The sequence below is a fragment of the Paenarthrobacter aromaticivorans genome, assembly GCF_019038615.1.
Lineage (GTDB): Bacteria > Actinomycetota > Actinomycetes > Actinomycetales > Micrococcaceae > Arthrobacter > Arthrobacter aromaticivorans.
Genome location: NZ_JAHOPC010000010.1, coordinates 140,897 through 162,396, shown reverse-complemented (window position 1 = coordinate 162,396; position 21,500 = coordinate 140,897). Strand labels below are relative to the sequence as shown.

The 21,500-nt window shown below is 61.9% G+C and carries 28 protein-coding genes; 16 read left to right on the top strand and 12 right to left on the bottom strand.

Annotated elements, in window-relative coordinates:
* Positions 1-212 precede the first annotated feature (212 nt).
* Positions 213-1,250, top strand: coding sequence for a PASTA domain-containing protein (locus KSW38_RS16350; RefSeq protein ID WP_216925978.1), 1,038 nt, complete (start codon positions 213-215; stop codon positions 1,248-1,250).
* A gap of 838 nt (positions 1,251-2,088) precedes the next feature.
* Here KSW38_RS16350 and KSW38_RS16345 read toward each other — a convergent pair.
* Positions 2,089-2,934, bottom strand: coding sequence for a hypothetical protein (locus KSW38_RS16345; protein WP_216925977.1), 846 nt, complete (start codon positions 2,932-2,934; stop codon positions 2,089-2,091).
* Positions 2,935-3,028: 94 nt separating this feature from the next.
* Between KSW38_RS16345 and KSW38_RS16340 the strand changes: the two genes are divergently transcribed.
* Positions 3,029-3,991, top strand: coding sequence for a hypothetical protein (locus KSW38_RS16340; protein ID WP_216925976.1), 963 nt, complete (start codon positions 3,029-3,031; stop codon positions 3,989-3,991).
* Between the two features lie 518 nt (positions 3,992-4,509).
* Here KSW38_RS16340 and KSW38_RS16335 read toward each other — a convergent pair.
* The 7 genes from KSW38_RS16335 to KSW38_RS16305 form a co-directional block, all read right to left on the bottom strand.
* Complete coding sequence (locus KSW38_RS16335; protein WP_216925975.1) at positions 4,510-5,178, bottom strand: hypothetical protein; 669 nt, start codon at positions 5,176-5,178, stop codon at positions 4,510-4,512.
* 150 nt (positions 5,179-5,328) lie between these two features.
* The gene (locus KSW38_RS16330) at positions 5,329-5,880 is read right to left on the bottom strand and encodes a hypothetical protein (protein ID WP_216925974.1); all 552 of its coding nucleotides are present in this window, start codon (positions 5,878-5,880) and stop codon (positions 5,329-5,331) included.
* 67 nt (positions 5,881-5,947) lie between these two features.
* Positions 5,948-6,091, bottom strand: a complete 144-nt coding sequence (locus KSW38_RS16325; protein WP_216925973.1) for a hypothetical protein — start codon at positions 6,089-6,091, stop codon at positions 5,948-5,950.
* 9 nt (positions 6,092-6,100) lie between these two features.
* Entirely contained in the window at positions 6,101-6,493 is a 393-nt protein-coding gene (locus tag KSW38_RS16320; RefSeq protein WP_216925972.1) for an MbcA/ParS/Xre antitoxin family protein, read from the bottom strand.
* Positions 6,493-6,807 carry a hypothetical protein gene (locus tag KSW38_RS16315; protein WP_216925971.1) on the bottom strand — a complete coding sequence of 105 codons (315 nt, stop codon included), beginning with the start codon at positions 6,805-6,807 and terminating at the stop codon, positions 6,493-6,495. The genes KSW38_RS16320 and KSW38_RS16315 overlap by 1 nt, the downstream gene beginning before the upstream one ends.
* 29 nt (positions 6,808-6,836) lie before the next feature.
* Positions 6,837-8,135, bottom strand: coding sequence for a Y-family DNA polymerase (locus tag KSW38_RS16310; protein ID WP_216925970.1), 1,299 nt, complete (start codon positions 8,133-8,135; stop codon positions 6,837-6,839).
* On the bottom strand, positions 8,128-8,559 hold the full coding sequence (locus tag KSW38_RS16305) for a LexA family protein (protein ID WP_216925969.1): 432 nt from the start codon (positions 8,557-8,559) through the stop codon (positions 8,128-8,130). Before KSW38_RS16305 ends, KSW38_RS16310 begins: the two co-directional genes overlap by 8 nt.
* Positions 8,560-8,631: 72 nt before the next feature.
* Here KSW38_RS16305 and KSW38_RS16300 point away from each other — a divergent pair, with 72 nt between their 5' ends.
* Positions 8,632-9,174 carry a site-specific integrase gene (locus tag KSW38_RS16300; RefSeq protein WP_216925968.1) on the top strand — a complete coding sequence of 181 codons (543 nt, stop codon included), beginning with the start codon at positions 8,632-8,634 and terminating at the stop codon, positions 9,172-9,174.
* Between the two features lie 3 nt (positions 9,175-9,177).
* Here KSW38_RS16300 and KSW38_RS16295 read toward each other — a convergent pair whose 3' ends face one another.
* On the bottom strand, positions 9,178-9,402 hold the full coding sequence (locus KSW38_RS16295) for a PLDc N-terminal domain-containing protein (RefSeq protein ID WP_216925967.1): 225 nt from the start codon (positions 9,400-9,402) through the stop codon (positions 9,178-9,180).
* A gap of 175 nt (positions 9,403-9,577) precedes the next feature.
* Between KSW38_RS16295 and KSW38_RS16290 the strand changes: the two genes are divergently transcribed.
* Entirely contained in the window at positions 9,578-9,892 is a 315-nt protein-coding gene (locus KSW38_RS16290) for a PASTA domain-containing protein (protein WP_216925966.1), read from the top strand.
* Between the two features lie 579 nt (positions 9,893-10,471).
* Here KSW38_RS16290 and KSW38_RS16285 read toward each other — a convergent pair.
* Positions 10,472-10,726 carry an excisionase family DNA-binding protein gene (locus KSW38_RS16285; RefSeq protein WP_216925965.1) on the bottom strand — a complete coding sequence of 85 codons (255 nt, stop codon included), beginning with the start codon at positions 10,724-10,726 and terminating at the stop codon, positions 10,472-10,474.
* Between the two features lie 57 nt (positions 10,727-10,783).
* On the bottom strand, positions 10,784-10,915 hold the full coding sequence (locus tag KSW38_RS23650; protein ID WP_256449738.1) for a hypothetical protein: 132 nt from the start codon (positions 10,913-10,915) through the stop codon (positions 10,784-10,786).
* Positions 10,916-11,675: 760 nt separating this feature from the next.
* Here KSW38_RS23650 and dprA point away from each other — a divergent pair.
* Positions 11,676-12,584, top strand: a complete 909-nt coding sequence (gene dprA / locus KSW38_RS16280; RefSeq protein WP_216925964.1) for a DNA-processing protein DprA — start codon at positions 11,676-11,678, stop codon at positions 12,582-12,584.
* Between the two features lie 99 nt (positions 12,585-12,683).
* Here the strand turns inward: dprA and KSW38_RS16275 are convergent, their stop codons facing one another.
* A complete protein-coding gene (locus KSW38_RS16275; protein ID WP_216925963.1) occupies positions 12,684-12,854 on the bottom strand; it encodes a hypothetical protein in 171 nt (56 codons plus the stop codon).
* A 677-nt stretch (positions 12,855-13,531) separates the two neighbouring features.
* On the opposite strand from KSW38_RS16275, the gene KSW38_RS16270 reads away from it, so the two are divergent.
* The 11 genes from KSW38_RS16270 (at position 13,532) to KSW38_RS16220 (ending at position 21,464) form a co-directional block, all read left to right on the top strand.
* Positions 13,532-14,551, top strand: coding sequence for a DUF4192 domain-containing protein (locus KSW38_RS16270; RefSeq protein WP_216925962.1), 1,020 nt, complete (start codon positions 13,532-13,534; stop codon positions 14,549-14,551).
* A 183-nt stretch (positions 14,552-14,734) separates the two neighbouring features.
* Complete coding sequence (locus tag KSW38_RS16265; protein WP_216925961.1) at positions 14,735-14,881, top strand: hypothetical protein; 147 nt, start codon at positions 14,735-14,737, stop codon at positions 14,879-14,881.
* A 670-nt stretch (positions 14,882-15,551) separates the two neighbouring features.
* Positions 15,552-16,901 carry a ParB/RepB/Spo0J family partition protein gene (locus KSW38_RS16260; RefSeq protein WP_216925960.1) on the top strand — a complete coding sequence of 450 codons (1,350 nt, stop codon included), beginning with the start codon at positions 15,552-15,554 and terminating at the stop codon, positions 16,899-16,901.
* Positions 16,902-17,151: 250 nt separating this feature from the next.
* Positions 17,152-17,523, top strand: a complete 372-nt coding sequence (locus KSW38_RS16255) for a hypothetical protein (RefSeq protein WP_216925959.1) — start codon at positions 17,152-17,154, stop codon at positions 17,521-17,523.
* 455 nt (positions 17,524-17,978) lie between these two features.
* Positions 17,979-18,245, top strand: coding sequence for a glutaredoxin family protein (locus KSW38_RS16250; RefSeq protein WP_216925958.1), 267 nt, complete (start codon positions 17,979-17,981; stop codon positions 18,243-18,245).
* A gap of 5 nt (positions 18,246-18,250) precedes the next feature.
* Positions 18,251-19,093, top strand: a complete 843-nt coding sequence (locus tag KSW38_RS23500; protein ID WP_254186614.1) for a single-stranded DNA-binding protein — start codon at positions 18,251-18,253, stop codon at positions 19,091-19,093.
* 74 nt (positions 19,094-19,167) lie between these two features.
* Positions 19,168-19,812 (top strand): hypothetical protein, encoded by a 645-nt coding sequence (locus KSW38_RS16240; protein WP_216925957.1) that lies wholly within the window; start codon positions 19,168-19,170, stop codon positions 19,810-19,812.
* A 240-nt stretch (positions 19,813-20,052) separates the two neighbouring features.
* Positions 20,053-20,310, top strand: a complete 258-nt coding sequence (locus KSW38_RS16235) for a ParB family protein (protein WP_216925956.1) — start codon at positions 20,053-20,055, stop codon at positions 20,308-20,310.
* Positions 20,311-20,511: 201 nt separating this feature from the next.
* Positions 20,512-20,760 (top strand): hypothetical protein, encoded by a 249-nt coding sequence (locus tag KSW38_RS16230; protein WP_216925955.1) that lies wholly within the window; start codon positions 20,512-20,514, stop codon positions 20,758-20,760.
* Positions 20,761-20,785: 25 nt separating this feature from the next.
* Positions 20,786-21,223 carry a hypothetical protein gene (locus KSW38_RS16225; RefSeq protein ID WP_216925954.1) on the top strand — a complete coding sequence of 146 codons (438 nt, stop codon included), beginning with the start codon at positions 20,786-20,788 and terminating at the stop codon, positions 21,221-21,223.
* A complete protein-coding gene (locus KSW38_RS16220; RefSeq protein WP_216925953.1) occupies positions 21,207-21,464 on the top strand; it encodes a ParB family protein in 258 nt (85 codons plus the stop codon). Before KSW38_RS16225 ends, KSW38_RS16220 begins: the two co-directional genes overlap by 17 nt.
* Positions 21,465-21,500 lie beyond the last annotated feature (36 nt).

The window sequence follows — 21,500 nt, the reverse complement described above, 5'->3', positions numbered from 1 at the left end:
ATGACACGGTAGAGGATTTCTCAGCGGGCTATCCTATGCGCCAAATAGCGCTGTGAAAACACCGCCATTTCCCTCTGAAAGTCACAGTTTCGCGTGACCGCGCGGATTCGGATGGGTGGGGGAGGGTCCCATCGGCGGTGTCCCACTTCCAAGGAAGTGGGACACCGCCCATAGGATTAGCGCACGTGGGCATGGGCAATAAGGGGGATGTCGTGAAGTTCAGGATGATTGGTGGGGCTGCGGCCTGTATCGGATTGCTGCTGACTGGGTGCGGTACGCCAGCCCCTGGGCCGACAGCTTCGCCGACGCCAACCAAGACTGTGAAGCTCACGAAGGTCCCCGATGTAGCGGGCAAGCCCTTTGCCGAAGCCCGCGACCTTCTCGTCAAAGCCGTTATCAAATACGAGGCTGTAGGCAGTGACGGTGTGAAGTTCACCGAGAAGCCCGATGATCTCTCCCTGGTTGTTAGCTCCAACCCCTCCGCCGGCACAGAGGTGGAGGCAGGGGGAACAGTGGCCCTGAATCTGGAGGGCACCCGGGCGGAAGCCACCGCGGCGGCGGCCGTGAAGGAAGCCGCGAGGGTCCGGTCGCTGCGGTACAGCTTCAAATGCTCCGCGTCCGAGAGTGCCATCACGGCAAAGGACACAAAGTCATTTACCAAGCTCCAGGAGATCTGGGCATCCCCGGAGTTCGCTCGGTTCAAGTCGTGCGATCTCCGGGTCGGTGGCAAATGGTACATGGACCGGTATGAGTTGGAGCCCGACGAGGCTGCTGTAGTGAAGCAGATCGGCGCCGACGGCGGCGATGCGAGTGCACCTCACATGGCATACGGAAGTGTTTTGCTGCTCTGCGCCATCCCGCCCAAAGACGGGTGGGACAACAGATACGGTGAATACCCCACAGGCCCGAAAATCAAAGCGGAGGCCAAGGCAGCGGCCGCAATGTGCCCTGATGCTCCTTTCGCGGCAGAGCTGGTCAGGGTCGCCGGCGGTGTTCCGCCTGCACCCAAAACTGCGATGGGCGATGGCACATTCGTCGTCGGCAAAGACATCGCCGTGGGCGCCTACCAGGTGTCCGTGCCGGTGGGGGCCAACGGCGTTCACGACTGCTACTGGGAACGCACGACCCCCCAGGGCGCGACGATCGAGAATGACTTCATCTCGTTCGCACCCCAGGGGCCGGTAGTCACAGTCCTTGCAGGTCAAGGATTCGTCAGCCGAGGCTGTGGAAACTGGAGCATGATCGGCTGACCTCGCCTGTGGGAACGGCGTGTTGTAGGTCGGTTCTCCCCAGCCGGCTTCAAGGAGTCGACGAGCCGTACCACCGGGGCCCACATACGATTGGGCCCGTGGAAACTATCACCTGTGCTGGCGACCAGCTTCGCGACAGCGTCCCTAACATCCTGACCTGTTCTTTGCCCTCTAACGATCCGTCCTGGGCCGATGTGTTCTCTGCTTGGGGCACAGTAGGCGCAACCGCTGCCGCCGTTGTCTTTGGTCTGTTTTCTCTTGGATTTTCACTGCATGAACGCAAGCTCAGGAGGACCCAAGAGGCGGCGATAGCGGTGCAGGCAGCCGCCGACCGTCAAGCGGTCATCCGCAGTCAAGCGGAACGTGTGGCCTGTTGGCTTCAATGGGAGAAGGCTGAAGACCCCACATTTGTAGGCCTTCCAGGCAAAGCGTTTCAGTACCACGGGGCCAAATGGAAGATCGTGGTTCAAAACGCATCGGACCAACCGATTTGGGAAGTTGGTATCACTCACTGGTCGTTGGGCACTTCAGAGTTCAGCCAGATACCCGTAGTGGCTGCGGGAGCGATCAGAAGCTTCGAAGTGCAGCCAAAGCCCAAGGACCAGGGTTTGACAATGGAAGAGGCAGTGGACGTTCGTTTCCGGGACAACTCCGGCAGAAGCTGGTATCGGCCAGCGCACTTACCGGGAACCCTTCACCTTGAACAGGAAGACTCCTCCGCAGTTCTGCAAATGGCAGAGGGGTAGGGACCATCATGTGTGGTTTGTAGCGAAGGCATCAACATCTAACAGTCGCCCGGTCGTGTGAAAAGTGCGCTTCAGCCTCGAGCTGGTGCCCGCTAAACGAGGTCTGGCAAAATACGCCGCATAATGTTGACCAGCTGGATCACACTGTCGGCGGCGATGCCAGCATCTCTTCGGGAGCCGGTCCCGCGGTGCTTGACCGCCTGAGCAAACTCAATGGTGGCTCTAGCGAGTTTACGGAGCTCGGCGTTAGCCGCGCCCTCAAGCTCCACTTCGACGTATCGATCGAGTCGTTGCTTCGTGTTGCTGACCGGGGGCTCGACTCCACCCTCCTGGAGGTGCCGGCTTGGGTTGTAGACGGTCGCGCTCAAACATTCGAGCACAATGACGCAGTCATTACCGACGTTTCGGAAATCTTGCTCTGTTCGGGCCTGGCTAAAGTGTCGGCGCAGTTCCGCGAGTTCTTCATCAACTCGGGGCCACCCCGTTGTTCCTCGTGGAGAGATTGGACTGCTGAGCGTTGACTCGATGGTGGAGAGCTCCAGCTGGACCAGACTTTCGTGGATGTCATCAAACAAGCGGCTCAATATGTCTCGGCGCGCTTGATAGCTGTTTGAGGCACCATCCCTGATCCAAAACTGACGGAAGGTCCGGAAATCTCTGAACGGCGGATTGAACTCAATTCCGAGCCGCCTAAGAACCTGTCGGAGCGCGAGCAATGCCCTGGCGGAATCCTCGTCATCCATTCGGTCATCAGCGTAGGGATTGCCGCCAGTCCCGAACGTCTCGAACTCATCATGCACGAGACGAGCCAAGGCAACGGCTGCGTCAACATCCGGTATCCCGACAAGGGACCCTGTCAGGATTCCTTCGATCTTCTCTCGATTCAGGATTCGGTACCCCTCCAAGGGATTATCGATCCACAATTCATCAGCGCGCATTGAATCAGCCTATTTCGTCCGTAGACCTGCTCATGGCACGCAATTGTTCTTAGACCGCCAAACCGGGGAGCGCTCGGCAGGGTAAATTTTGGGGATGCCCCACCCTGGAATACCTGACCTCGCTGCGCGACTGGGAATCGATCTTGGTTCCGGCGTTGAGCCGACCAAAGAAAATCTCCTGAGCGCTATCAACGTCGAACTCAGAGACCTGCAAGTGCCCCAACCCACCGCAGCGCAACATGCACGACAAGTTGCGCTCATAGAGGCCCGGGGTGAACTTCTTGGGACTGGCCAAACAGGGGTGCCTCCATCTACAGATCTAGTACCCGTCACACTCGTGAGTCAGATCGTGGAGGCCATTCAAAAAAACGTGGCCAAAGAGCCAACAGGCGCTCCCTCCCGTCCAGATGCAACCCTGACCATGAGGACAAACGTCAAAGCCACAGCCACCCAGGCATCAGCAGATTTCACGAAAGCTCGCTCACTACCGTTCGCGGGTGCCGGAGCGCTCATACTCTCGGCCTACGGACTCAGAACCTACTTCAACGTTGGCGACGTGGAACTCCCATCGGAATGGTTCTATCCACTTTTTTGGACAGCAGTCCTCGTCATCGGGGTCGGCTATCTCGCATCCATGATTGCCCAGAGGCAAGCTAGCCGAATCCTGCGGGCACTCTACAATCCCGACGTACAGGAAGAAGCTCTCAGCCGGCTTGGAGATGAATCCTCAGACTATTTCGGCAGCCACAGCCAGAGAATGATTGAGATGGAAGGCGAACCCGGAAGACCACATCGGGCTATTGACAGCGGTGATGGGATCATCGTCAATCGAAGCCTGTATCGATATGGTCTACGCGATATCGCTTACGGGAGGGTGGGGCGCTTGGGGCCCATTGTGGACCTTCTGTCCACAGTGGACCTCGCGGCGGCGACTGACGACGCTACGGGGTTGGCATTGGACCGTCTCTGCGATCTGAAAATCATCGAGCCCGTCGTTTACCACCGCCGCCAAGCGTTCAGACTCATATGGGACCGCCCAGAGGTCGAGATTCACTAAGAGCGGTCCGCCCCGACGTCCGTAGTGCCTGTCCTTCTCAGGGGCGGACGAAGCTCTCCAGGGCATTCAGCAGCAGGGGAGTGGCGCTGTACATATCTACCGGGCGCCGTTCTTCCAGGTCCTGGCACGGGATGGCCATCCAGGCGCTGAAATGGATGCTTCTATGTCTTTTCAAGCGGTGGGAATCAGGCAGTTGCAGTTGACCCCCGCTCAGCGTTCATGCTTACCGTGCAGGGTAAACGTGCCTTCCACATATTGATCAGGATGGGTTGCCGCGGTTCGAATGTACGGAACGGTGAAGGACCGGCTTACGGGCGCGACGATCCGCGGCAACGGCGGAAACGCGAAGTGGGCGGGGCCTTGCTCCGTCCTGCCAGTGCCTCCCGGGCCTGGTCAGACTGGGCGTAGCCCTCCGCTACGATCCAAATCTTAGTTAGTGGTTCCGGAGCCTACTCGTTGCTCTGCGAAAGTAATCATGTCCCGGACACCGGATATCAGTTCAGCTAGTTCATCCGGCTTCAGGGACGACGAGCCTTCCGCATACCGGGCCACGGTACGTTCCTGTGCAGTCTCTTCAAGATTCCTGGATGGTGGGACGGCACGTTCTGGAGCTTGGCCGAGTTGTTGTGCCAATCCGCGCGGACCCAGTGTTTCTTAGTGGTGGGGTTGGGTTCAATAAGCATTAGTGCGTGGACCGAAAGCTCGGCGGCTGAGTAAAGATTGTCCATGGCAGGCCGGGGTAGTTCTGCCAAGCCTGCTTGAGCGGCAGTGAGGTATTCGCGCGCCAGGGCGAGCGAGCGTCCAGCCTCTTCCTTGTTATAGCGGTAGTCAAACTGGATGATCACTTCGCCATTGGGAAGGACGTACGCAGCAATCCATCCGCTATTCGGATCCACACCGACGGGCTCAATTCCCTCGATCTCATCGACGCTGCTTACGGCTACCTCCTCACCTGGTTGGAGGTCCCTGTTTAGGCGGACGTTTGCCTTAAGCTTGACTTCCTCATTAATCGAGATGACCGGGGACTGCTCCGGGGACGAACTGAAGGTAACTAAGACCTTGTTGATCGTTGAGCGATCGACAGGCAACCCCCGGCGTTCTAATTCAAGATCAACCCACAGGGTGAAGATCTGTTCAGCAAGGTTCTCGCCGAACCCGTTTCCTAGTTCTGATTCATGTTCACTCATTTTGGAAGTCCTCAGCTAGTCATTCGGCCGTCAAACGGGTGTTTCTCAATGGTCTACGCAGTCGGCGACTTAAGCTACGGCGGCAGAGTGAGATCATCCAACGCATTCCAGGGAAGCCAGAGTTCCTATGGGGCTTCGAAAAAACCCTATCTAGTCCGACAGTCGCGACAGAAAGCCTGCCGGGTCGCGCTGCCATTTCTGGTTGCTCGCGTCCCGGAAGTGCAAAGACACCGTGAAGGACGGGCCATCATGGTCTTCTGGCAAGCTGTAGTAACGATCTCCATGGCTATCGGCATGCTCAATCCAACCCCAACCACGGGTGAGTATTGAGGGCGGCACGCTCAGGCAAGCTTCTTCTCCAGGCATGAGCGATGGCATGCGCAAGTTGTCACTGTTTCCCGTGTGCTGCTCCTCTATTGCAACAACGATGTCGTAAATAGGGACATGCGAGCCGTTGGAAACCCTCACGGAAGGTTCGTTGAGGTGAGCGGCATTCAAATTGTGGCTAACAGGTGAACTATAGACTCGTGCGGCTTGTGCAGCACGGTTTTGATCTCTTTGCTCGTTGAGACCTGCCCATGCCGCCTTGGCCGCGCTCCTCGCTTGCAAAGCTGCCCACATCGCCAACAAAACGAGAAACATTGTGAAGAAGGCCAAAAGCATCGTCCCGATAGCAGTCCAATTCGCTGACCAATTTTCCATAGTCCAAATCCAAGCATAAAGATCGCGACTCGACCGATGTTCGTACTTCTGGATTCATGCGGGCTTGCTAGCTGGTGCGCAGGACAATGGCCTTGGAGTCTTCCGGGATCAATGCTTCGGCGGCTGCTTTGGCTTCTTCATACGTCTCGCCTTCGGCCTCGACGTAGCTGACTTGGCCGTAGCCGGCCTCCGCGGTCAGGGTTACTTTCACTCCCATGTCTTAGGCCGCCACGTCCACGCGGAGCCGGTCCAGCGCCGCCCGCAACAGTGACGGGTCCCGGCTCTCTCGCAGGTCCACCGGGCGCCGCCCGTCCAGGGCGGGGGAGGGGACCATCATCCACAGTGCGAAGTAGTTGTGGGGGATCCGCAGCTCCAAGGCCCGTTCGAACACCCCGACCACCACAGGGTTGAGGGGCAGGTCAGGGCGGAACTGGAACCCAGGACAGAAGGTGCCTTCTTCAACGCGGACGAGCTGCCGCATCACCGGTTCGGGATCCTCGTGCACGGCTGCGAAGCGTTCCCGGAGCTGTTCCAGGGTGGGTAGCTTGAACTCGTCACGGATGCGGTCCCACAGTTGCTCCGGGACAGGGGAGCGGTAAAGGTTGGCGGGCACTAGCTGATGGATTCCAGCTGCCACCCGGTGGCCAGGGGTTCCCGGCGCAACGTGAACGTGCGCAGCTCAGCGTTGGTTGTCGCGAGTTTGGCCTGGACCTGCCAGTGTTCAACACTGACGATGTCCCCGCTGCCGACGGCGGCGCGGTTCCGGGTTTCCCACCACGCGTCTCGGGTGAACCAGTGCGCGGTATGGACGTCCGGGTCGACCATCCAGATCCGGCCATCGTGACGGATCGCCAACGGCGCACCGTCGGGGCTGAACCGGACAGCAACTTCACAGCCGGTCGTGGGTGATTCGGGGGCAAGAGTCATTTGAGGGTTCCTTTCTTGCCTGGCGCCGGTCAGGCGGCTTTGACGAGGGGGAGTTCGTCCCAGTGGGTGGTGTACCTGGGGGAGAGCATGTCGCGTTTCATGGACCAGTCCGGGCCGCCTTTGATCCCGGCATGACCCAGGCCGATCGAGCCCCGGCCGTACCGTTTGGCCACGTCCTCCAGAAGGATTCCGATGCTGCGTTCTTCGTGCGGGTTTTCGAAGATCTCCAGGGGTTTCTGGTTCCCGGAGGGGCGCAGGTCGGTGACCATGATCCCGGCCCGGACGTACTTGGTCCCTTCGTGGACCTGCGGGAGCAGGGCGTGGGCGGCCTTGGTCAGCAGCACCGGGTCGGCGGTCGGCATCGGCAGGGCGACGCACACCGAGGGGAAAGACTTTTCGTTGGGGTTGAAGTGCGACGTCGCTGCGAACGCCGTCAAGACCTTCGCCTGGAGGTCGTGTTTGGCCAGACGTGCGGAGGCCATTTGGGCGTAGACGCTCATGACCTGCCGCAACCCCGCGGCTGTGGTGATGGGTGTGGAGAAGGAGCGGGAGAAGATCAACTGGTCACGGCCGATGCGTTCTTCCTCCATCGGAATGCAGGGTGTGCCCTGCAGTTCTAGGACGGTGCGCATCATGACGATGGAGAACTTGTCCCTGATCGCCACCGGGTTGGCCCGGGTGAGGTCCAGGATGGAAAAGATCCCCATCGCATTCAGCCGCTTGGTCAGCCTTGTGGCCACGCCCCAGATCTCGATCACGGACAGCCTGGCCATGAGCGCTTCGCGCTGCTCGACCGGCACTGACTCCCAGCGGCAGACGCCATTGAACGCGGGGTTGTTCTTCGCCCACTTATTGCAGAGCTTGGCCAAGGTCTTTGTTGGCGCGATCCCCACACAGACGGGAACGCCAACGTGGCGCCGGCACGCGGCCTTCATGGCACGGCCCAATACCAGCAGCTCGTCCGGTTCGCCTTTGACGCCCAGGAAGGCTTCATCGATGGAGTACACCTCCAGCCAGGCTGAGTACCTGCCCAGCAGCTCCATGACCCTGGCGGAAATGTCCCCGTACAGTTCGTAGTTGCTCGACAGGGCCACCAGGCCCCATTCCTTCGCCCGTGGGCGGAGCTTGAACCACGGATCCCCGAGCCCGATGCCGAGGCGTTTGGCTTCGGGGGAACGGGTCACCGCGCACCCGTCGTTGTTGGAGAGCACAATGACCGGCCTGCCCTCCAGGGCGGGGTTGAAGACGCGCTCAGCGGAGGCGTAAAAGCAGTTCACGTCCACGTGCGCGATTTCCTGCATCCGACGCATCACCGCGGGCCTAGACATGATGCAAGCACCTGGTAGCAACGCCCCAGATCGTCAGCTCCGACAGCGCAGCAACCTCGATGTCGGGAAAGCTTGGATTGTCAGCCTGCAGGACCACGCCCGAGGACGTGATCCGGAGCCGTTTGATCGTCAACTCGCCATCCAGGACGGCAACGACCACGGACCCGTCTTTCGGTTCCAGTGCCCGGTTCACGATCAGCTCGTCACCGTCGCTGATACCGGCCTGCTCCATGGACTGCCCGGTCACCCGGACGATAAAGGTGCTGGTCACGTCTTTGATCAGGTGTTCGTTGAGGTCGATCCGGCCATCGAAGTAGTCCTGGGCGGGCGACGGGTAGCCGGCTGCCACCGCGACCGGTGCCAGCAACGCCCTCACGAGAGAGATTCCCGCATCTACCACACGGGGGCCAACTATCACGCCCACAACACACCTTTATTCGAATATATGTTCGATAATGAGTGTACAACGAAGCTCCGACAAAGAACGGTCTCCACCATGTTGCATCCGATGCAGGATTGCTCTTACCCCGCCCCTGCAGGAGCTCTTGAGCAGAAAAATATTGATCCAGGCCTGCGCCTGGCAGCATGCCTGGTCATTATCTACGGCTTCAGAAGCCACGAGATCAGGGGACTATCCCTGGCAGACATCACCTTCGAGGACGAGCGCGTCTGGATACGCTTCGGGCACGATCCGCTCCAACTGCCCGACGAGGTTAGCGAATACGCCCGTCAGGCTGCCGGAAGAAGACAAGTGCGACGATTCGGCGGAAGGGTCGAAGACGTGCAATGGCTCTTCCCCGGCCCGCTCCACGGACAACCCATCGGCGCACCAACGCTCCGCAAGCAGCTCCGGGACATCGGAATCAATCCCCGAGCGACCCGGTCCACAGCCCTCGGACAACTCGCCCAAGAACTCCCGCGACCCATAATGGCGCGGCTCACCGGGCTTGCCCCATCAACGACAGTACGCTGGAACGCGGCCGTCTCCGCCAGCTACGCAGGAAATCTTCCAAATCGAGACGCAGCGGACAAAGAGTAACTTCTACCGCCGAAGGGTGACCTCGTTTTTCGTACGGCGCCCAATCGCGAACCATGCCAACGACCCGATGACCGGCAGCGCAAGCACGATCAACGCCCAAGCGATCTGGCTTCCCGTGGTGTGATTCCGGGCCCTCGCGATACTGATGAGCGCGCCGACGAACAGCAGGACGTTCGCCATCAAAAGGAAACCCAAGATCCCAAAAGAGGGCACCAGAGGTTCTGCCATTTCCACCGCGGTTCCTGTCATCATCGTCCCCCCAAAGACCGAGCTGCGTTCCAGATACGGCAACGCTACCGCTGGCGGCCCCTTACCGGGCGCCGCACTCGGTCACCAGAAGTATTCTGGGGGCTGAAGCTACGGTTTCACCGTTCTTGCTGTTCAGGCTCAAGGAGATGCCGAGATGGTTGAAGGCCAGATGCTGACTGTTCCCGATCTTGTTGGGCAGCCTGTGCATATTGCACAGGAGATGGCGGCGAACGTTGGGTTCGGTCTCGCAGCCGGGGACCCCGATGGGCCGGGGCTCCGTTCGAGGACCTGGCCGGGGCTGTTCTGGGTGACCTCCCAGGATCCGTCCGCCGGGTCGCTCCTTGAGCAGGGGAGCCAAATTAGAATCACTTTCGTTCAGGACGGTCAAGCCCGAAGCGGCATGCCGAAGCAGGCGGACGGACCGACCCCCTCATTGCTGAGTCATGCGGAGGCTGAGGAGGACGAGTGAGAGATGTCCGGTCAGGTATCCCCTACGGAGTGCCCCGTCAACAATAGTGCTGTGACAACGCCGCCATTTATCGGTGCAAGTCATCAACCACTGACCTCATGCAAAAATGTCCGGTAGTGAGTTATCTGGGCCGTTGACCCGAGGGCTTCTTGGCCGCCGGCAGAGTCGTCGGGAGGGGCCGAACTTGGTGGATTGCTACTTGGAGGTCCACCAATAGCTTGCACCCAACGTGGACCGCTTTGAGATCATCCTCCGGTCTCCACCGGCCCACAGTGGGCACAACCCAGGACCATGTTCGCTGATCACGGCTGAGGGGCATTCCTTGAGGTGCGGTGTGCCCGGCCCGCCGCCGGCGGATCGGGCACACCGCCGCCTGCCAAGGCGGGGTGTGTTTACGCCTTGGCGGACGTTTCACGCAGAGCCGGTGGGTTTCAGCCCGGACAAACTGAGCCGGCAGTGCGCCGTGGCTGGGCTGCCGCACGGAAGGCGCGGGCTGTCGCGCATAACTGATCGATCCCGCGCCCCACGGTCGCCGCCACACCTATGTCGTGTGCGGAGGGAGGATCACGTGACGCCGTTTTAGGAATCGTCTCCGGCAGCGAGGTCATCGACCTCGCCCGAGGCGATGCGCTCAGCGGTTTTGCGGTATGCCTCGCCTATGTACGCCTGGACGTCTTCGATGCCGATCCGCCAGATATTGCGTCCACCGATTTGGAGGCCCCGCAGCTCACCGGACTTCAGGAGTGCCCTGATGAGGGGTTGGCCGACGTTCAGGTACTCGGCCGCTTGCTCCACTGTGAGGAAGCGTGTGGGTGGAATATTCTCTTCGGGCATATGCAACATGCTAAGACAGGGGGCCCGGCCCGGAATCATCCGGTGATGCGCCCCTCGCTAACGGTGCGCTTCAAAGTAGGCCGGCAGTTGCACGTCGCCCGGGTCCAGCTCGGGACGGGCACTGACGTAGCTGATCGGGCGCCGGTAGGCGTTGCCGGACCAGGCTACGTCGGTGGCAACTTCGACCACGATGGGGTCGACGAGATGCTACTGACCTGGATCAAGCTGAATTGCACCAGAGGGATACCCTACCCACTCACCCCGCCCGTTAGGAAAGATGCTCGTGGCCCGGTCGATGCAGTCGTATGCATCCCGTCGCGCACTTGGAGTCGGACCGAGCAGTTCAGTCATCAGCTCAAGCGTCGTGAACCGACGATCGTCCCCGAGCAGCTCATAGGTCGACTTGCGTCCTAGAGAGAAGAGTCCGGACCGCTTCTGCTCGACCACTCTGAACCATTTCTCTCGATACGCCATGCTGGCGACAATAGCGGTTGCCGCGGCCAACAGCGCGCTGCACTAAGAAAGACAGGTCGAATACGACCGATTTTGGACGCGGTCGGACAAGTCTCCCCGACGGAACTCCCGCCCGTCGTATCCCGGTGCGGTAACCGAGCGCAGCGTCGTGCGCTGCAAGAAGGTCCTCGCTTCGCTCGGGCTGTAGAAGCTTTTTCTTGTTTTGGCTGCTGTCCTGACGGATTGTACGTGCCCGCTCCGGCCCGTCTAGCCCCTCCGTAAACTCCGGGGCCTGCGGTGCAGGAAATGCCCTGCGGCGCTCCTTCGTCGCTGATTTCCTCCGGGAATTTCCTGTCCCTTGCCCAAAGGGTAGACGGGCCTGCGCCGTGCACAGCTCCGCAAGCTTCGCCAGCAGCCAAAACAACGGGGGAGAGGGGAAGCTGGCCACTCACCACGAGCGCCCCACCCACCGAATCCTCAGCAAAGGACACAAAACATGAACGACCGTATTGCACGCGCAGCCCTGACCCGCCTGTTCGACCCGCAGGACTCCACAGGCCGCGCCCTCGTCGGCACCTTGGGCGCCTACGCTGCGCTGCGCATCGTCACCGGGGACCAGCCTGTCCACTCGTTCCGGCATATCACCGACACCGACTTGGCTGAGGCGCTGCGGCGTTGGGCGCCCCGCCTTCCCGACGTCGACCCCGAAAGGGACCTGGCGACGATCGAACGCCTCGGCGGCGGGTTCCTCATCCCCGGGGACGAGCACTGGCCGACAGGGCTGGATGATCTGCCGGACGCCCCGTACGGGCTCTGGTACCGCGGCAACATCGACCGGGGCATCCCAGCCCCGGATCGGTGTGCTGCCTTGACCGGTTCCCGGGATTCCACCAGCTACGGCGCCGCCGTCACCCGGGACATCGCCCACCAACTGGCCCAACGCGGAATCTGCGTCGTCTCCGGGCTGGCGTACGGGATCGACGCCCATGCCCACCGGGCCGCCCTCGCAGGCTCCACCGGAGACGGGCCGGCGACGATCGCCGTCGCCGCTGGCGGCCTTGACCGCGACTACCCCTCCGGCAACGCCGACCTCGCCGCCGCGATCCGCGCGAACGGGTTGATCGTTTCCGAACAACCACCAACTACCGCCCCAACGCGCCAGCGTTTCCTGGCCAGGGGCAGGATTATTGCCGGACTGGCCGGGGTGACCTGTGTCGTGGAGGCACGGTGGCGCTCCGGTGCCCTGAACACCGCGCACCACGCCGAGACCATCGCCCGGCACGTCGCCGCCGTACCCGGCAGCGTCCACAGCGCCAACTCCGCGGGCTGCCACCGCCTCATCAAGGAGGGCGCCGCGGCACTGGTGAGCGACGGTCACGAACTGGCCGAACTGCTCGCCAGCTAATTCCACCCGGTGGCCGGGACCGACAGGTCCCGGCCACCCCCCAACCCTGTGAAGGAGACACGGGGTGGCGACCTTTTGGGACGACGACGGCGCTTCCGACTACGAGCCCACGTCGAGGGCATCCAGCGAGGGAAGGCCGCTGCCACCGCCGAATGGATCGGCTATTCCGGCATGACGGACGCCTTCTACCGTTTCGGCCTGTACGACGTATGGGACAGGACGTTCACACCGGAACTGTTGGCTGCCATGGACCGCTGGCAGGTCCTGCACGAAAACGATCGAAGCAAGCGCGGACGAACTGGACGCGAAGAACCTGCAGCGACAACACGAAACACTCGAACGCAGCATTCACGCGATGATCGGCGACGAAACCAGGGGTGGGCCGTTCGCCCTGGTGGGTGGGCGGTCCGCCGCAGGTGGTCCCGTGTCGTGGTGGGTTGCCGGCGGTGGACCGCTGTTCCCGCCACGGGATCGATGTGTTCCCGGCGTGGGTGGCGCGTCCCACCGGATCCGGAGCGAACCTTGTGCGCCGGTGGGGTGCTGGGGGGCGGCCCGCCGGGGCGACCCGGGAAACGGGCGTCCACTGCGCTTCGCTTCGTGGCCGGCTGTTGGGTGCTGCCGGTCCGTCGCAGGGCTCCTGCCCGTCATCACCTGGTGTGCCTAACGGCGTTTTGGCTGCTGTCCTGACGGATTGTACGTGCCCGCTCCGGCCCGTCTAGCCCCTCCGTAAACTCCGGGGCCTGCGGTGCAGGAAATGCCCTGCGGCGCTCCTGCGTCGCTGATTTCCTCCGGGAATTTCCTGTCCCTTGCCCAAAGGGTAGACGGGACTGCGCCGTGCACAGCTCCGCAAGCTTCGCCAGCAGCCAAAACAACGGGGGAGAAGGGGAAGCTGGCCACTCACCACAAGCGCCCCACCCACCGAATCCTCAGCAAAGGACAAAGGAAACGTGACCAACGAACTGCGCATCACCGGCCCCGCCGACATTCTCAGCTTCATCCCGCACACCCTCGGTTTCGTGCCCCGGGAGTCTTTCGTGTTCATCACCATGCGCGGCAACACGCTCGGCGCGACCTTGCGCGTTGACGCTCCCGCGAATGCCGACCCAAAAGGTTTCGCCCGCGCCATGGCTGACTACCTTGCTTTGGACCGCCCGGCGAACGCGGTCCTGCTGGCCGTCTACAGCGACCAACACCCCGTAGCCGGGGCGCCGCGGCCGTTCTACGACCACGTCGAGGCCATCGTCGAGACGCTCGACGCCGCCGGTGTCCCGCTCAAAGACGCATGGCTGGTCACCTCCGGACACTGGAAGAACCTGCTGTGCGATGACGTGCAGTGCTGCCCCGTCCAGTCACTGGACGCCATCAAGGATGGGCACTTGAACGCCGAAATGATCTACCGCGGCAGCAGCTACAGGAACGCCGCGGGAGTGGACTACGCCCAATTCAACGGCCCGGCGGACACCGCCGACCAGATCGACCACGCCGGGCACGTGCTGCAGTACAGCGAGGAGATCAACGCCCGTGAACTCTGGGCACACGCCATCGAACGCAAGGGCCGGATCAGCGCGGAAGCGGCCGTGCAGTTGCTGGCCTGCTTCCAGCTCCCCAGCCTGCGGGACACGTTGCTGTGCAACGTGATCGAACCCGATCGCCTTGACGCGCAGGGCAGTGGGGACCTCCTGATCGGGCACGGTATCGCCCCGGACTGGGCCCGGGTCGACCGGGCCGAGGAAGCCGCACGAGCCCTGATCGCCGCCGCACCGGAAGGCTACCGCGCCCCGCTGTTGACCCTGATCGGCTGGCTCGGCTACCTCAAAGGCCAGTCCACAGTCGCAGCCGTGCACTTCGCCGCCGCGTTGGAGGACGTCCCCGGGTACCGGCTGGCTGAACTGATGGACGAGCTCATCATCCACGGCAAGATCGCCCCCGTCGCCGCCGACGAATCCACAGGGTACAAGAAGCACTAAACCCACAGGGGCCGGACCGGCAACGGTCCGGCCCCACCGGCGCGTCGGCGGCCTCCCCCGCTGGCGCTCCTCCGGCCGCCGACCACAACGCTGACGCGGGCGAAGCCCCACACCAGGCACCTGCTCCATCGTCGGGCTACAGTGGAACAACCACCGGTTCCACCGACGCCAGGGAGCAGCACCATGAGCCACGACTTCGTCCTCACCGAAGACGACGCACCCTCCGGCAACACCCATACCGAAGACATCCTCGAACTGAGCATGCTCACCATGGACCCTGGATCCGCCATCGTGGACATCTCCTGGGAGAAAACCCCTCAAGACTTCTAAACCCGGCAGCGAAGACGCTGCCCCCACGAGTTTCCTTTTGCTGAGGGAAAACAGGAAGAGCCGGCACCCAACGGGTGCCGGCTCTTCCGCCCTATAGACGAGCCGTTCACCCCGGGTGGGTGGGGCGGTCCGCCGCAGGTGGTCGGCTGTCATGGTGGGTTGCCGGCGGCGGACCGCCGTTCCCGCCAAGGGATGCTGCGTTCCAGCCCTGGGTGGGGCGACCCGCCGGATCCGGAGCGAACCTTGTGCGCCGGTGGGGTGCTAGGGGCGGCTCGCCGGGGCGACCCGGGAAACGGGCGTCCACTGCGCTTCGCTTCGTGGCCGGCTGTTGGGTGCTGCCGGTCCGTCGCAGGGCTCCTGCCCGTCATCACCTGGTGTGCCTAACGGCGTTTTGGCTGCTGTCCTGACGGATTGTACGTGCCCGCTCCGGCCCGTCTAGCCCCTCCGTAAACTCCGGGGCCTGCGGTGCAGGAAATGCCCTGCGGCGCTCCTGCGTCGCTGATTTCCTCCGGGAATTTCCTGTCCCTTGCCCAAAGGGTAGACGGGACTGCGTCGGGCACAGCTCCGCAAGTTTCGCCAGCAGCCAAAACAACGGGGGAGAAGGGGAAGCTGGCCACTCACCACAAGCGCCCCACCCACCAACTTTCTCGGCAAAAGAAGGAGCAACACCATGAACGCAGCGCCCACGCTGGAAATGCTCGACCCCACCACCCTGACCGTTGACATCAACGTCCGCAAAGACGCCGCCCTGACCACTGACTTCATCACCAGCATCAAAGAACACGGCGTCATGGAGCCTGTCATCGCCCACCGCAAGGACGACGGCACAGTGCATGTGCTGATGGGACAACGCCGCACCTTGGGAGCCATCGAAGCCAAGCGCCCCGAAATCCCGGTGATGATCATCAACAGCCCCGAAGAAGCCGAACGCATCGTCACGCAGGTTGTGGAGAACATCCAGCGCGCCGAACTGACCGAAGCGGACGAAGCCGACGCCTACCACCAGCTGTCCCTGATCGGAGTGTCCGCCGCCGCGATCGCGAAGAAGACCGGCCGAACCAAGGCCACCGTTGAAGGCGCGTTGAAGGCCAAAGCATCCGAAGCCGGGACCGCCGCCCTAGGCAAGGGCCTCACGATCGAGGAGGCCCTGCTCATGGCCGAGTTTGAAGGGGACGAGCAAGCCACAGCCGAGCTGGAATCGGTCATCCAGGACGAACCCGACCAGCTGTTCCACGTCGCCCAGCAACTCCGCGACGACCGCGCAGCAGCCGCCGCCGTTGCCGCCCTGATCGCCACACTGGAAGCCCAAGGGAAGGCCATTGTTGAGTACGCCGGAAGCTATGCCGACGAAGAGAACCTTTTTGTCTCAGCAGCCAACCGGGCCGACGGGGAACCGGCCACGGATGAGGACGCGAACGCCGCCTTTGTTTCGACCAACTATCGGGGCGAGCACACTGCCAAGCCTGTCATTACCGGATGGAAGGAACTGGGATTCACGCCGAAGTATGAGCGGTATGACGGCGGCAGCAACGTCCAGAAAGGGCCGATGACCGAGGACCAGAAGGCCGAGCGGAGAACCCTGATCGCCAACAACAAGGCCATGGAATCGGCCACCACCGTACGGCGGGAGTTCGTCAAAACCCTGTTGGCGAAGAAGCAGGCACCCAAGGGCTGGCAGTACTTCACCGTTCACGCCATTACCCACCACACCGAAACCGCCCGGAGTTACGACGGCGAAGTAGCCGCCGAGATGGTCAGCGCGAAGATCGACGGACAGAAGTCATGGGCATGGAACCCGCTGAAGGATCACGTGGCGAAGTCCACGACCCGGCCCGAGTTCTCCCTGATCGCGCTCGTTTGCGCCGGATATGAGAGCACCATCGCCAAGGACTCATGGCGGTCCCCGTCCCAAACCCACCGGGACTACCTGAACCAGATCGTCACGTGGGGCTACACCGCCAGCGAGGTTGAGCAGATCATCATCGACAGCGGCAAACCAGCCGAAGAAGAAGCGGCATAAGAGACCTTGCCGGGCGGAACCCCCACCGCCAGGCAAGGCCCGGCCACTCATCACGGCAGGGCCGGGAACCTCCCGAATGTCGGGCGGTCCGCCGCCCAAGGGCGAACCACAGCAGCCACTCACCAGCGACGGACCGCCATTCAACGCCACCAGGCATAAGCCCGCGAAAAGCCGCGCCTCGCCGGCTACCCGGCTACTCCATCGACTCACCACCGAGAAATTTGTCAGAGACCACAGCTAGGCTCATCCCATGACACCACGAACAGGAGTCACCATGACCACGCAGACATTCGAGGGCTTCTCCCTCTCTGAAATCTTCCCTGGCCTGAATGACATCCTGGAGCGCTGGATGATCGGGGCAGCAATTTTCGGGATCGTCGCCACCATCTACCTCTTTATCCAATGGATAATCGCCCACTCCAGGATGGAGGACATCGATTCCGACACCCTTCCGTTCGACTTGGGCTTCGTCACCGCCATCTCCCTGCCCCTCATCCTGCTGAACAGCATGCGCAGCATTACCGGACTGATCCTCGGCGCAGTGATCGGAGCCATCCTCGCCCTGACCACCTACCTTCTCCTGCGCCGACGCCGCGCAACCCACACACGAACCACGCGCTGACGCGCACGTCTTCAGTCTTGTAGACCGACCCACAGTCTTCCTTTTTGCCGAGGAACAAAGCAGGACCGGCCCGCGCCGGCCCTGCTTTGTTTAACCCTCAAAAACCGGACACCTTTCCCATGGGTCAAGACAACCGCCGCCGACCATCCACCCGCTGAAGAACTGTTCTTTTCAGCCGGGACCACACACAGGGAACTGCTAAAGCACCCCACGCAGGCACAGGAACCCACCGCCCAGAGCCGCTCCTAACGAAGCCGGGGGAGGGCCGCCGGCCTACTACGCGCAACACCAAATCCACCATTCGAATGGGGGCGCAAATGCTGCACAAAATGAGGTTAAATATCCCTAGAAATAGCGCCAGTATCCTTTTTATTCGATTGGATAAACGGTAGGATAGAGGTAGCAAGTCAGCCAGACGAACCTCACCAAAACTGATACGAAACGCAGGACTGAAAATGACTTCCTCAACCACCGCATACATGATCTACACCAAGCCCGGTTGCCCGAACTGCGACCGCACCATGGAGTACTTCGACTCCAAAGGCATCAGCTACACGCCCGTGGACATCACCGAAGTGCCGGCAGCGCTGGAGTACATCACCGCCGAGCTCGGCTACACCCAGGCGCCCGTTGTCGTGAACAACTCCGATGACCAGGACCACTGGTCAGGGCTGCGCCGCGACAAACTCGTCCAGGCAGCCATGAACCACAAGGCAGCGTGACCACCATGAAGAGCGCGTGGGAAGAAGAGGAACGGTTCCGGCTCAGCGGCCGTCGACAAGACGACCTGGAAGAGTTTGGCCGGATCGCCAACCCCTCCGCCACCATCAACGTCCCGGCCCCGGACCCCCACGAGTTCGCTGCCATGAACTACCCGAACATCACCCCCGACCTGCCGCCATGGCCCATCGGGACCATCTGGGACCCCTACGCAGAAGACCCCGGCACCGCGAACCACTACCAAACCGACGCAACCGACGACATAACGCCTCAGAACGAAACCAGAACCCACACCGAGAACACCAGCAGCACACGAGGAAAAGGAACCATCATGGCCGGGGAAACCACCATTACCGTCATCGGAAACCTCACCAACGACCCCGAACTCCGGTTCACCCCATCAGGGTCCGCGGTCGCGAACTTCACGATCGCGTCAACGCCGAGGACCTTCGACCGGCAAGCCAACGAATTCAGGGACGGGGAGACGCTTTTCCTGCGCGCCAGTGCCTGGCGGGAGATGGCCGAGAACGTGGCCGGGTCTCTGACCAAAGGCACCCGCGTCATCGTCTCCGGTCGGCTGAAGTCCCGCTCCTACGAAACCAAAGAAGGCGAGAAGCGCACCGTGATCGAACTCGAGGTAGACGAGATCGGTCCCTCGCTCCGGTACGCGAACGCAAAGGTCAACCGCACCCAACGGGGCAACAACAAGGGCGCCGGGAACGCCGGCAGTTTCGGGAACCAGTCCGGCGCTGGGCAGCCTGTCCAGCAGGAGGAGGACCCGTGGGGGCTCCCTGCAACCAGCAACGCCGGCCCCTGGGGCAACGGCCCCGACGCTGAGCCTCCGTTCTAAGCCGCCCGTGGTGTCGGGACGGACCACTACGCTGCCCCCGGCACCAGCCCACCCCTCAAACAAAGGATACGAACGTGAAAAATCCAAGGGAGTTGTTCAACGCAGCGGGCGAGGCGTTGCACCGGCGCTTGCTCAATCACGATCAGCCGCCGTCCGGGCAAGGACGCAAACCACGGGAGAACCGAGGACTATTGTCCGGATGGGTTCGGCAGGTCCCCTGGAAACTGCTGCAGCAGAGGAGGCCGGGCTGCAGGGACCGCTCACCTGCAGCTGCACCCTTTCATGGACAGCAGAGCTCCGTGTTGACCGAAGACCTGCCACGCTGGCTCGCCCAGGCCCTTTCGGAGGCGACGGTTCAAGAGCTGCACTGTGGCGTCATCAACGCCCCGGTGAACTGGCAGGAGCTCGCCCGCAAGCAACCGGCCGAGGTCCAGTACTTTGTCGGCGAGGTGGCCGGCCAGTTTGATGAGCTGTGGGCATGGGCCAACAATGAGGAGCTGCAACCCAGTTTGGCCGTGAACCTGGTTCCCGAACCGGGTGGGCTCATTGGGGTGTGGAGGTTCGAGTTCGCGACCACCGCGTCTGCCGGACAGATCAAGGAAGCCACCGCCATCATGGCCAGGCGCACTCGCGAGCCGGGAGACCACGAGCCCTTCATCGAAGGAACCAGCAACAATTACGAGGACGATAAACGGGCCCGATGGACGTTCTATCTTTAGGCGGAACGAGCCCGACCAGGAGCGCCGATGTCCCAGCGCGCAGAAACCGGTCCGACGGCATGGTCGGGATCGCCGCGGGTGTGATCATCGTGGGCGTAGCGGTGGGTTTCTTCCTGAGGACCCGCTAGCGAGACGAACCCGGGAATGGCCCCGGACGCCGAGCCCTGTTCCTCACGGTGTGTCTACAGGAAGGCCTTGAACCCACCACACGTCTTAAGGGCAAGGAGCGCCGAAGGGAATATGAAGAAGTCGAGCGAGAAGAAGAGTCCCTACTTCACTGAAGAGGACCTGCAACAAATCAGGGCCGCGGTTCAAGCCGTGGGACCGCTGGAGGGTTACGCCTCGATCACAGACTTTGTTGAAGCAGCAGCACGGCGGGAGCTGCGTCGGCTGCAGCGCAAGTACAACGGCGGCCGGAAATGGCCGGGAGTTGAAGCCGGCGAACTACGCCCGGGCCGACGGACCCGGGAAGAGACCGCCCGCTACGAGGACCGCTGACATCGGGCGGGCAAGATCCCTCAGGGGCACCAGGGGGACCGGATTGCGAACGTCCGTTTCTAACCCGGTGCCTGACGGGGCAACAGCAGTAGCCCTTTCCCCGTCAGAGCATTATGTGGTGGACGCTTCTTGAGGAACAATCACCGGAGGCGTCACCAGTGCGCGGTTCAGATCACTGGCCATCAAAGGAGGCGAAGCACAATGAACCCAGACAATGAAATGATTGCGGTCGTGGTCGATATTGATGAGCAATACCCGGTGTTCAAGATCGTCGAAGACCCGGGGCCTTGCCCTGGGTCGGTTGCGCACCCTTCATCGGTGACGATCGAAGCCGATGAAACCACGGTTGAACATTGGAAGTCAGTCATTGATGCCTACGAGGACGTCCGTGCTCAAATCGCGGCGAAAGTAACGGCCGTTACGGGCGAGACCTACTCCGATTTCGGGTAATGCTCGAAGCAGGTAAGGACTGAGGATGACGCACGCTGCTGACCTACGCGCCTGGGCCCTGGGCGTCTTCACGCGCGAAGCAGGAACTGAGTTGCTGCTTCGGGCGTTCGATGGCCGGCTCGCCACCCCGGACCTCCCTTGGATCAGTACCCACGACACAGTCCACGGGGCGTGGATCGACTTCGACGGTATCCCCGCCTACGCAGACGCCTATCCCGGGGAGGAACAAGCGATCTTGCGCGTTGCAGCCTCCCTGGGAGGCAGTGCATCTGTCGTCCTGGGGGATTGGCTGGCGGGTCTGCACTGCAAGCATGTACAGCTCGTCCTCGCGGCTGTGTCCCACGCGGCGGGAATCCACGAGCATTGGAGCGGTATGTCGTTCAACCCGGACGGTACTCCCGACACCATGATCACCAACACCGCCCTGTACCCGTGGCCGGAGAACGATGCCCAAAGAGACTAAGAGGAAGGGATCCTTCTCCACCGAGGAGGACCTGAAACAGATCCGTGCAGCCGTCCAGGCTGTCGGTCTTCATGAGGGTTACGCCTCCATTTTGGACTTCGTTGAAGCAGCAGCACGCAGGGAACTCCGGCGCTTGCAGCGCAAGTACAACGGCGTCCGGAAATGGCCCGGCGTTGAAGTCGGTGAGCTTCGCCCGGGCCGCCGCACCCGCGAAGAAACGGCCCGCCACGAAGACCACTGACAGCAACCACCCGTCCCGCGTGCCGCGCCCGGCCTG

Excerpts from the sequence above, each read along its gene's own strand:
- KSW38_RS16295 (WP_216925967.1), bottom strand. The coding sequence starts at position 9,402 with ATGGCAGAACCTCTGGTGCCCTCTTTTGGGATCTTGGGTTTCCTTTTG.
- KSW38_RS16230 (WP_216925955.1), top strand. The coding sequence starts at position 20,512 with ATGAACCCAGACAATGAAATGATTGCGGTCGTGGTCGATATTGATGAG.
- KSW38_RS16300 (WP_216925968.1), top strand. The coding sequence starts at position 8,632 with ATGTTGCATCCGATGCAGGATTGCTCTTACCCCGCCCCTGCAGGAGCT.
- KSW38_RS16315 (WP_216925971.1), bottom strand. The coding sequence starts at position 6,807 with ATGACTCTTGCCCCCGAATCACCCACGACCGGCTGTGAAGTTGCTGTC.
- KSW38_RS16330 (WP_216925974.1), bottom strand. The coding sequence starts at position 5,880 with ATGGAAAATTGGTCAGCGAATTGGACTGCTATCGGGACGATGCTTTTG.
- KSW38_RS16220 (WP_216925953.1), top strand. The coding sequence starts at position 21,207 with ATGCCCAAAGAGACTAAGAGGAAGGGATCCTTCTCCACCGAGGAGGAC.
- KSW38_RS16335 (WP_216925975.1), bottom strand. The coding sequence starts at position 5,178 with ATGAGTGAACATGAATCAGAACTAGGAAACGGGTTCGGCGAGAACCTT.
- dprA (WP_216925964.1), top strand. The coding sequence starts at position 11,676 with ATGAACGACCGTATTGCACGCGCAGCCCTGACCCGCCTGTTCGACCCG.
- KSW38_RS16235 (WP_216925956.1), top strand. The coding sequence starts at position 20,053 with ATGAAGAAGTCGAGCGAGAAGAAGAGTCCCTACTTCACTGAAGAGGAC.
- KSW38_RS16285 (WP_216925965.1), bottom strand. The coding sequence starts at position 10,726 with ATGCCCGAAGAGAATATTCCACCCACACGCTTCCTCACAGTGGAGCAA.
- KSW38_RS16340 (WP_216925976.1), top strand. The coding sequence starts at position 3,029 with ATGCCCCACCCTGGAATACCTGACCTCGCTGCGCGACTGGGAATCGAT.
- KSW38_RS16250 (WP_216925958.1), top strand. The coding sequence starts at position 17,979 with ATGACTTCCTCAACCACCGCATACATGATCTACACCAAGCCCGGTTGC.
- KSW38_RS23500 (WP_254186614.1), top strand. The coding sequence starts at position 18,251 with ATGAAGAGCGCGTGGGAAGAAGAGGAACGGTTCCGGCTCAGCGGCCGT.
- KSW38_RS16310 (WP_216925970.1), bottom strand. The coding sequence starts at position 8,135 with ATGTCTAGGCCCGCGGTGATGCGTCGGATGCAGGAAATCGCGCACGTG.
- KSW38_RS16260 (WP_216925960.1), top strand. The coding sequence starts at position 15,552 with ATGAACGCAGCGCCCACGCTGGAAATGCTCGACCCCACCACCCTGACC.
- KSW38_RS16255 (WP_216925959.1), top strand. The coding sequence starts at position 17,152 with ATGACACCACGAACAGGAGTCACCATGACCACGCAGACATTCGAGGGC.
- KSW38_RS16225 (WP_216925954.1), top strand. The coding sequence starts at position 20,786 with ATGACGCACGCTGCTGACCTACGCGCCTGGGCCCTGGGCGTCTTCACG.
- KSW38_RS16290 (WP_216925966.1), top strand. The coding sequence starts at position 9,578 with ATGGTTGAAGGCCAGATGCTGACTGTTCCCGATCTTGTTGGGCAGCCT.
- KSW38_RS16345 (WP_216925977.1), bottom strand. The coding sequence starts at position 2,934 with ATGCGCGCTGATGAATTGTGGATCGATAATCCCTTGGAGGGGTACCGA.
- KSW38_RS16265 (WP_216925961.1), top strand. The coding sequence starts at position 14,735 with ATGAGCCACGACTTCGTCCTCACCGAAGACGACGCACCCTCCGGCAAC.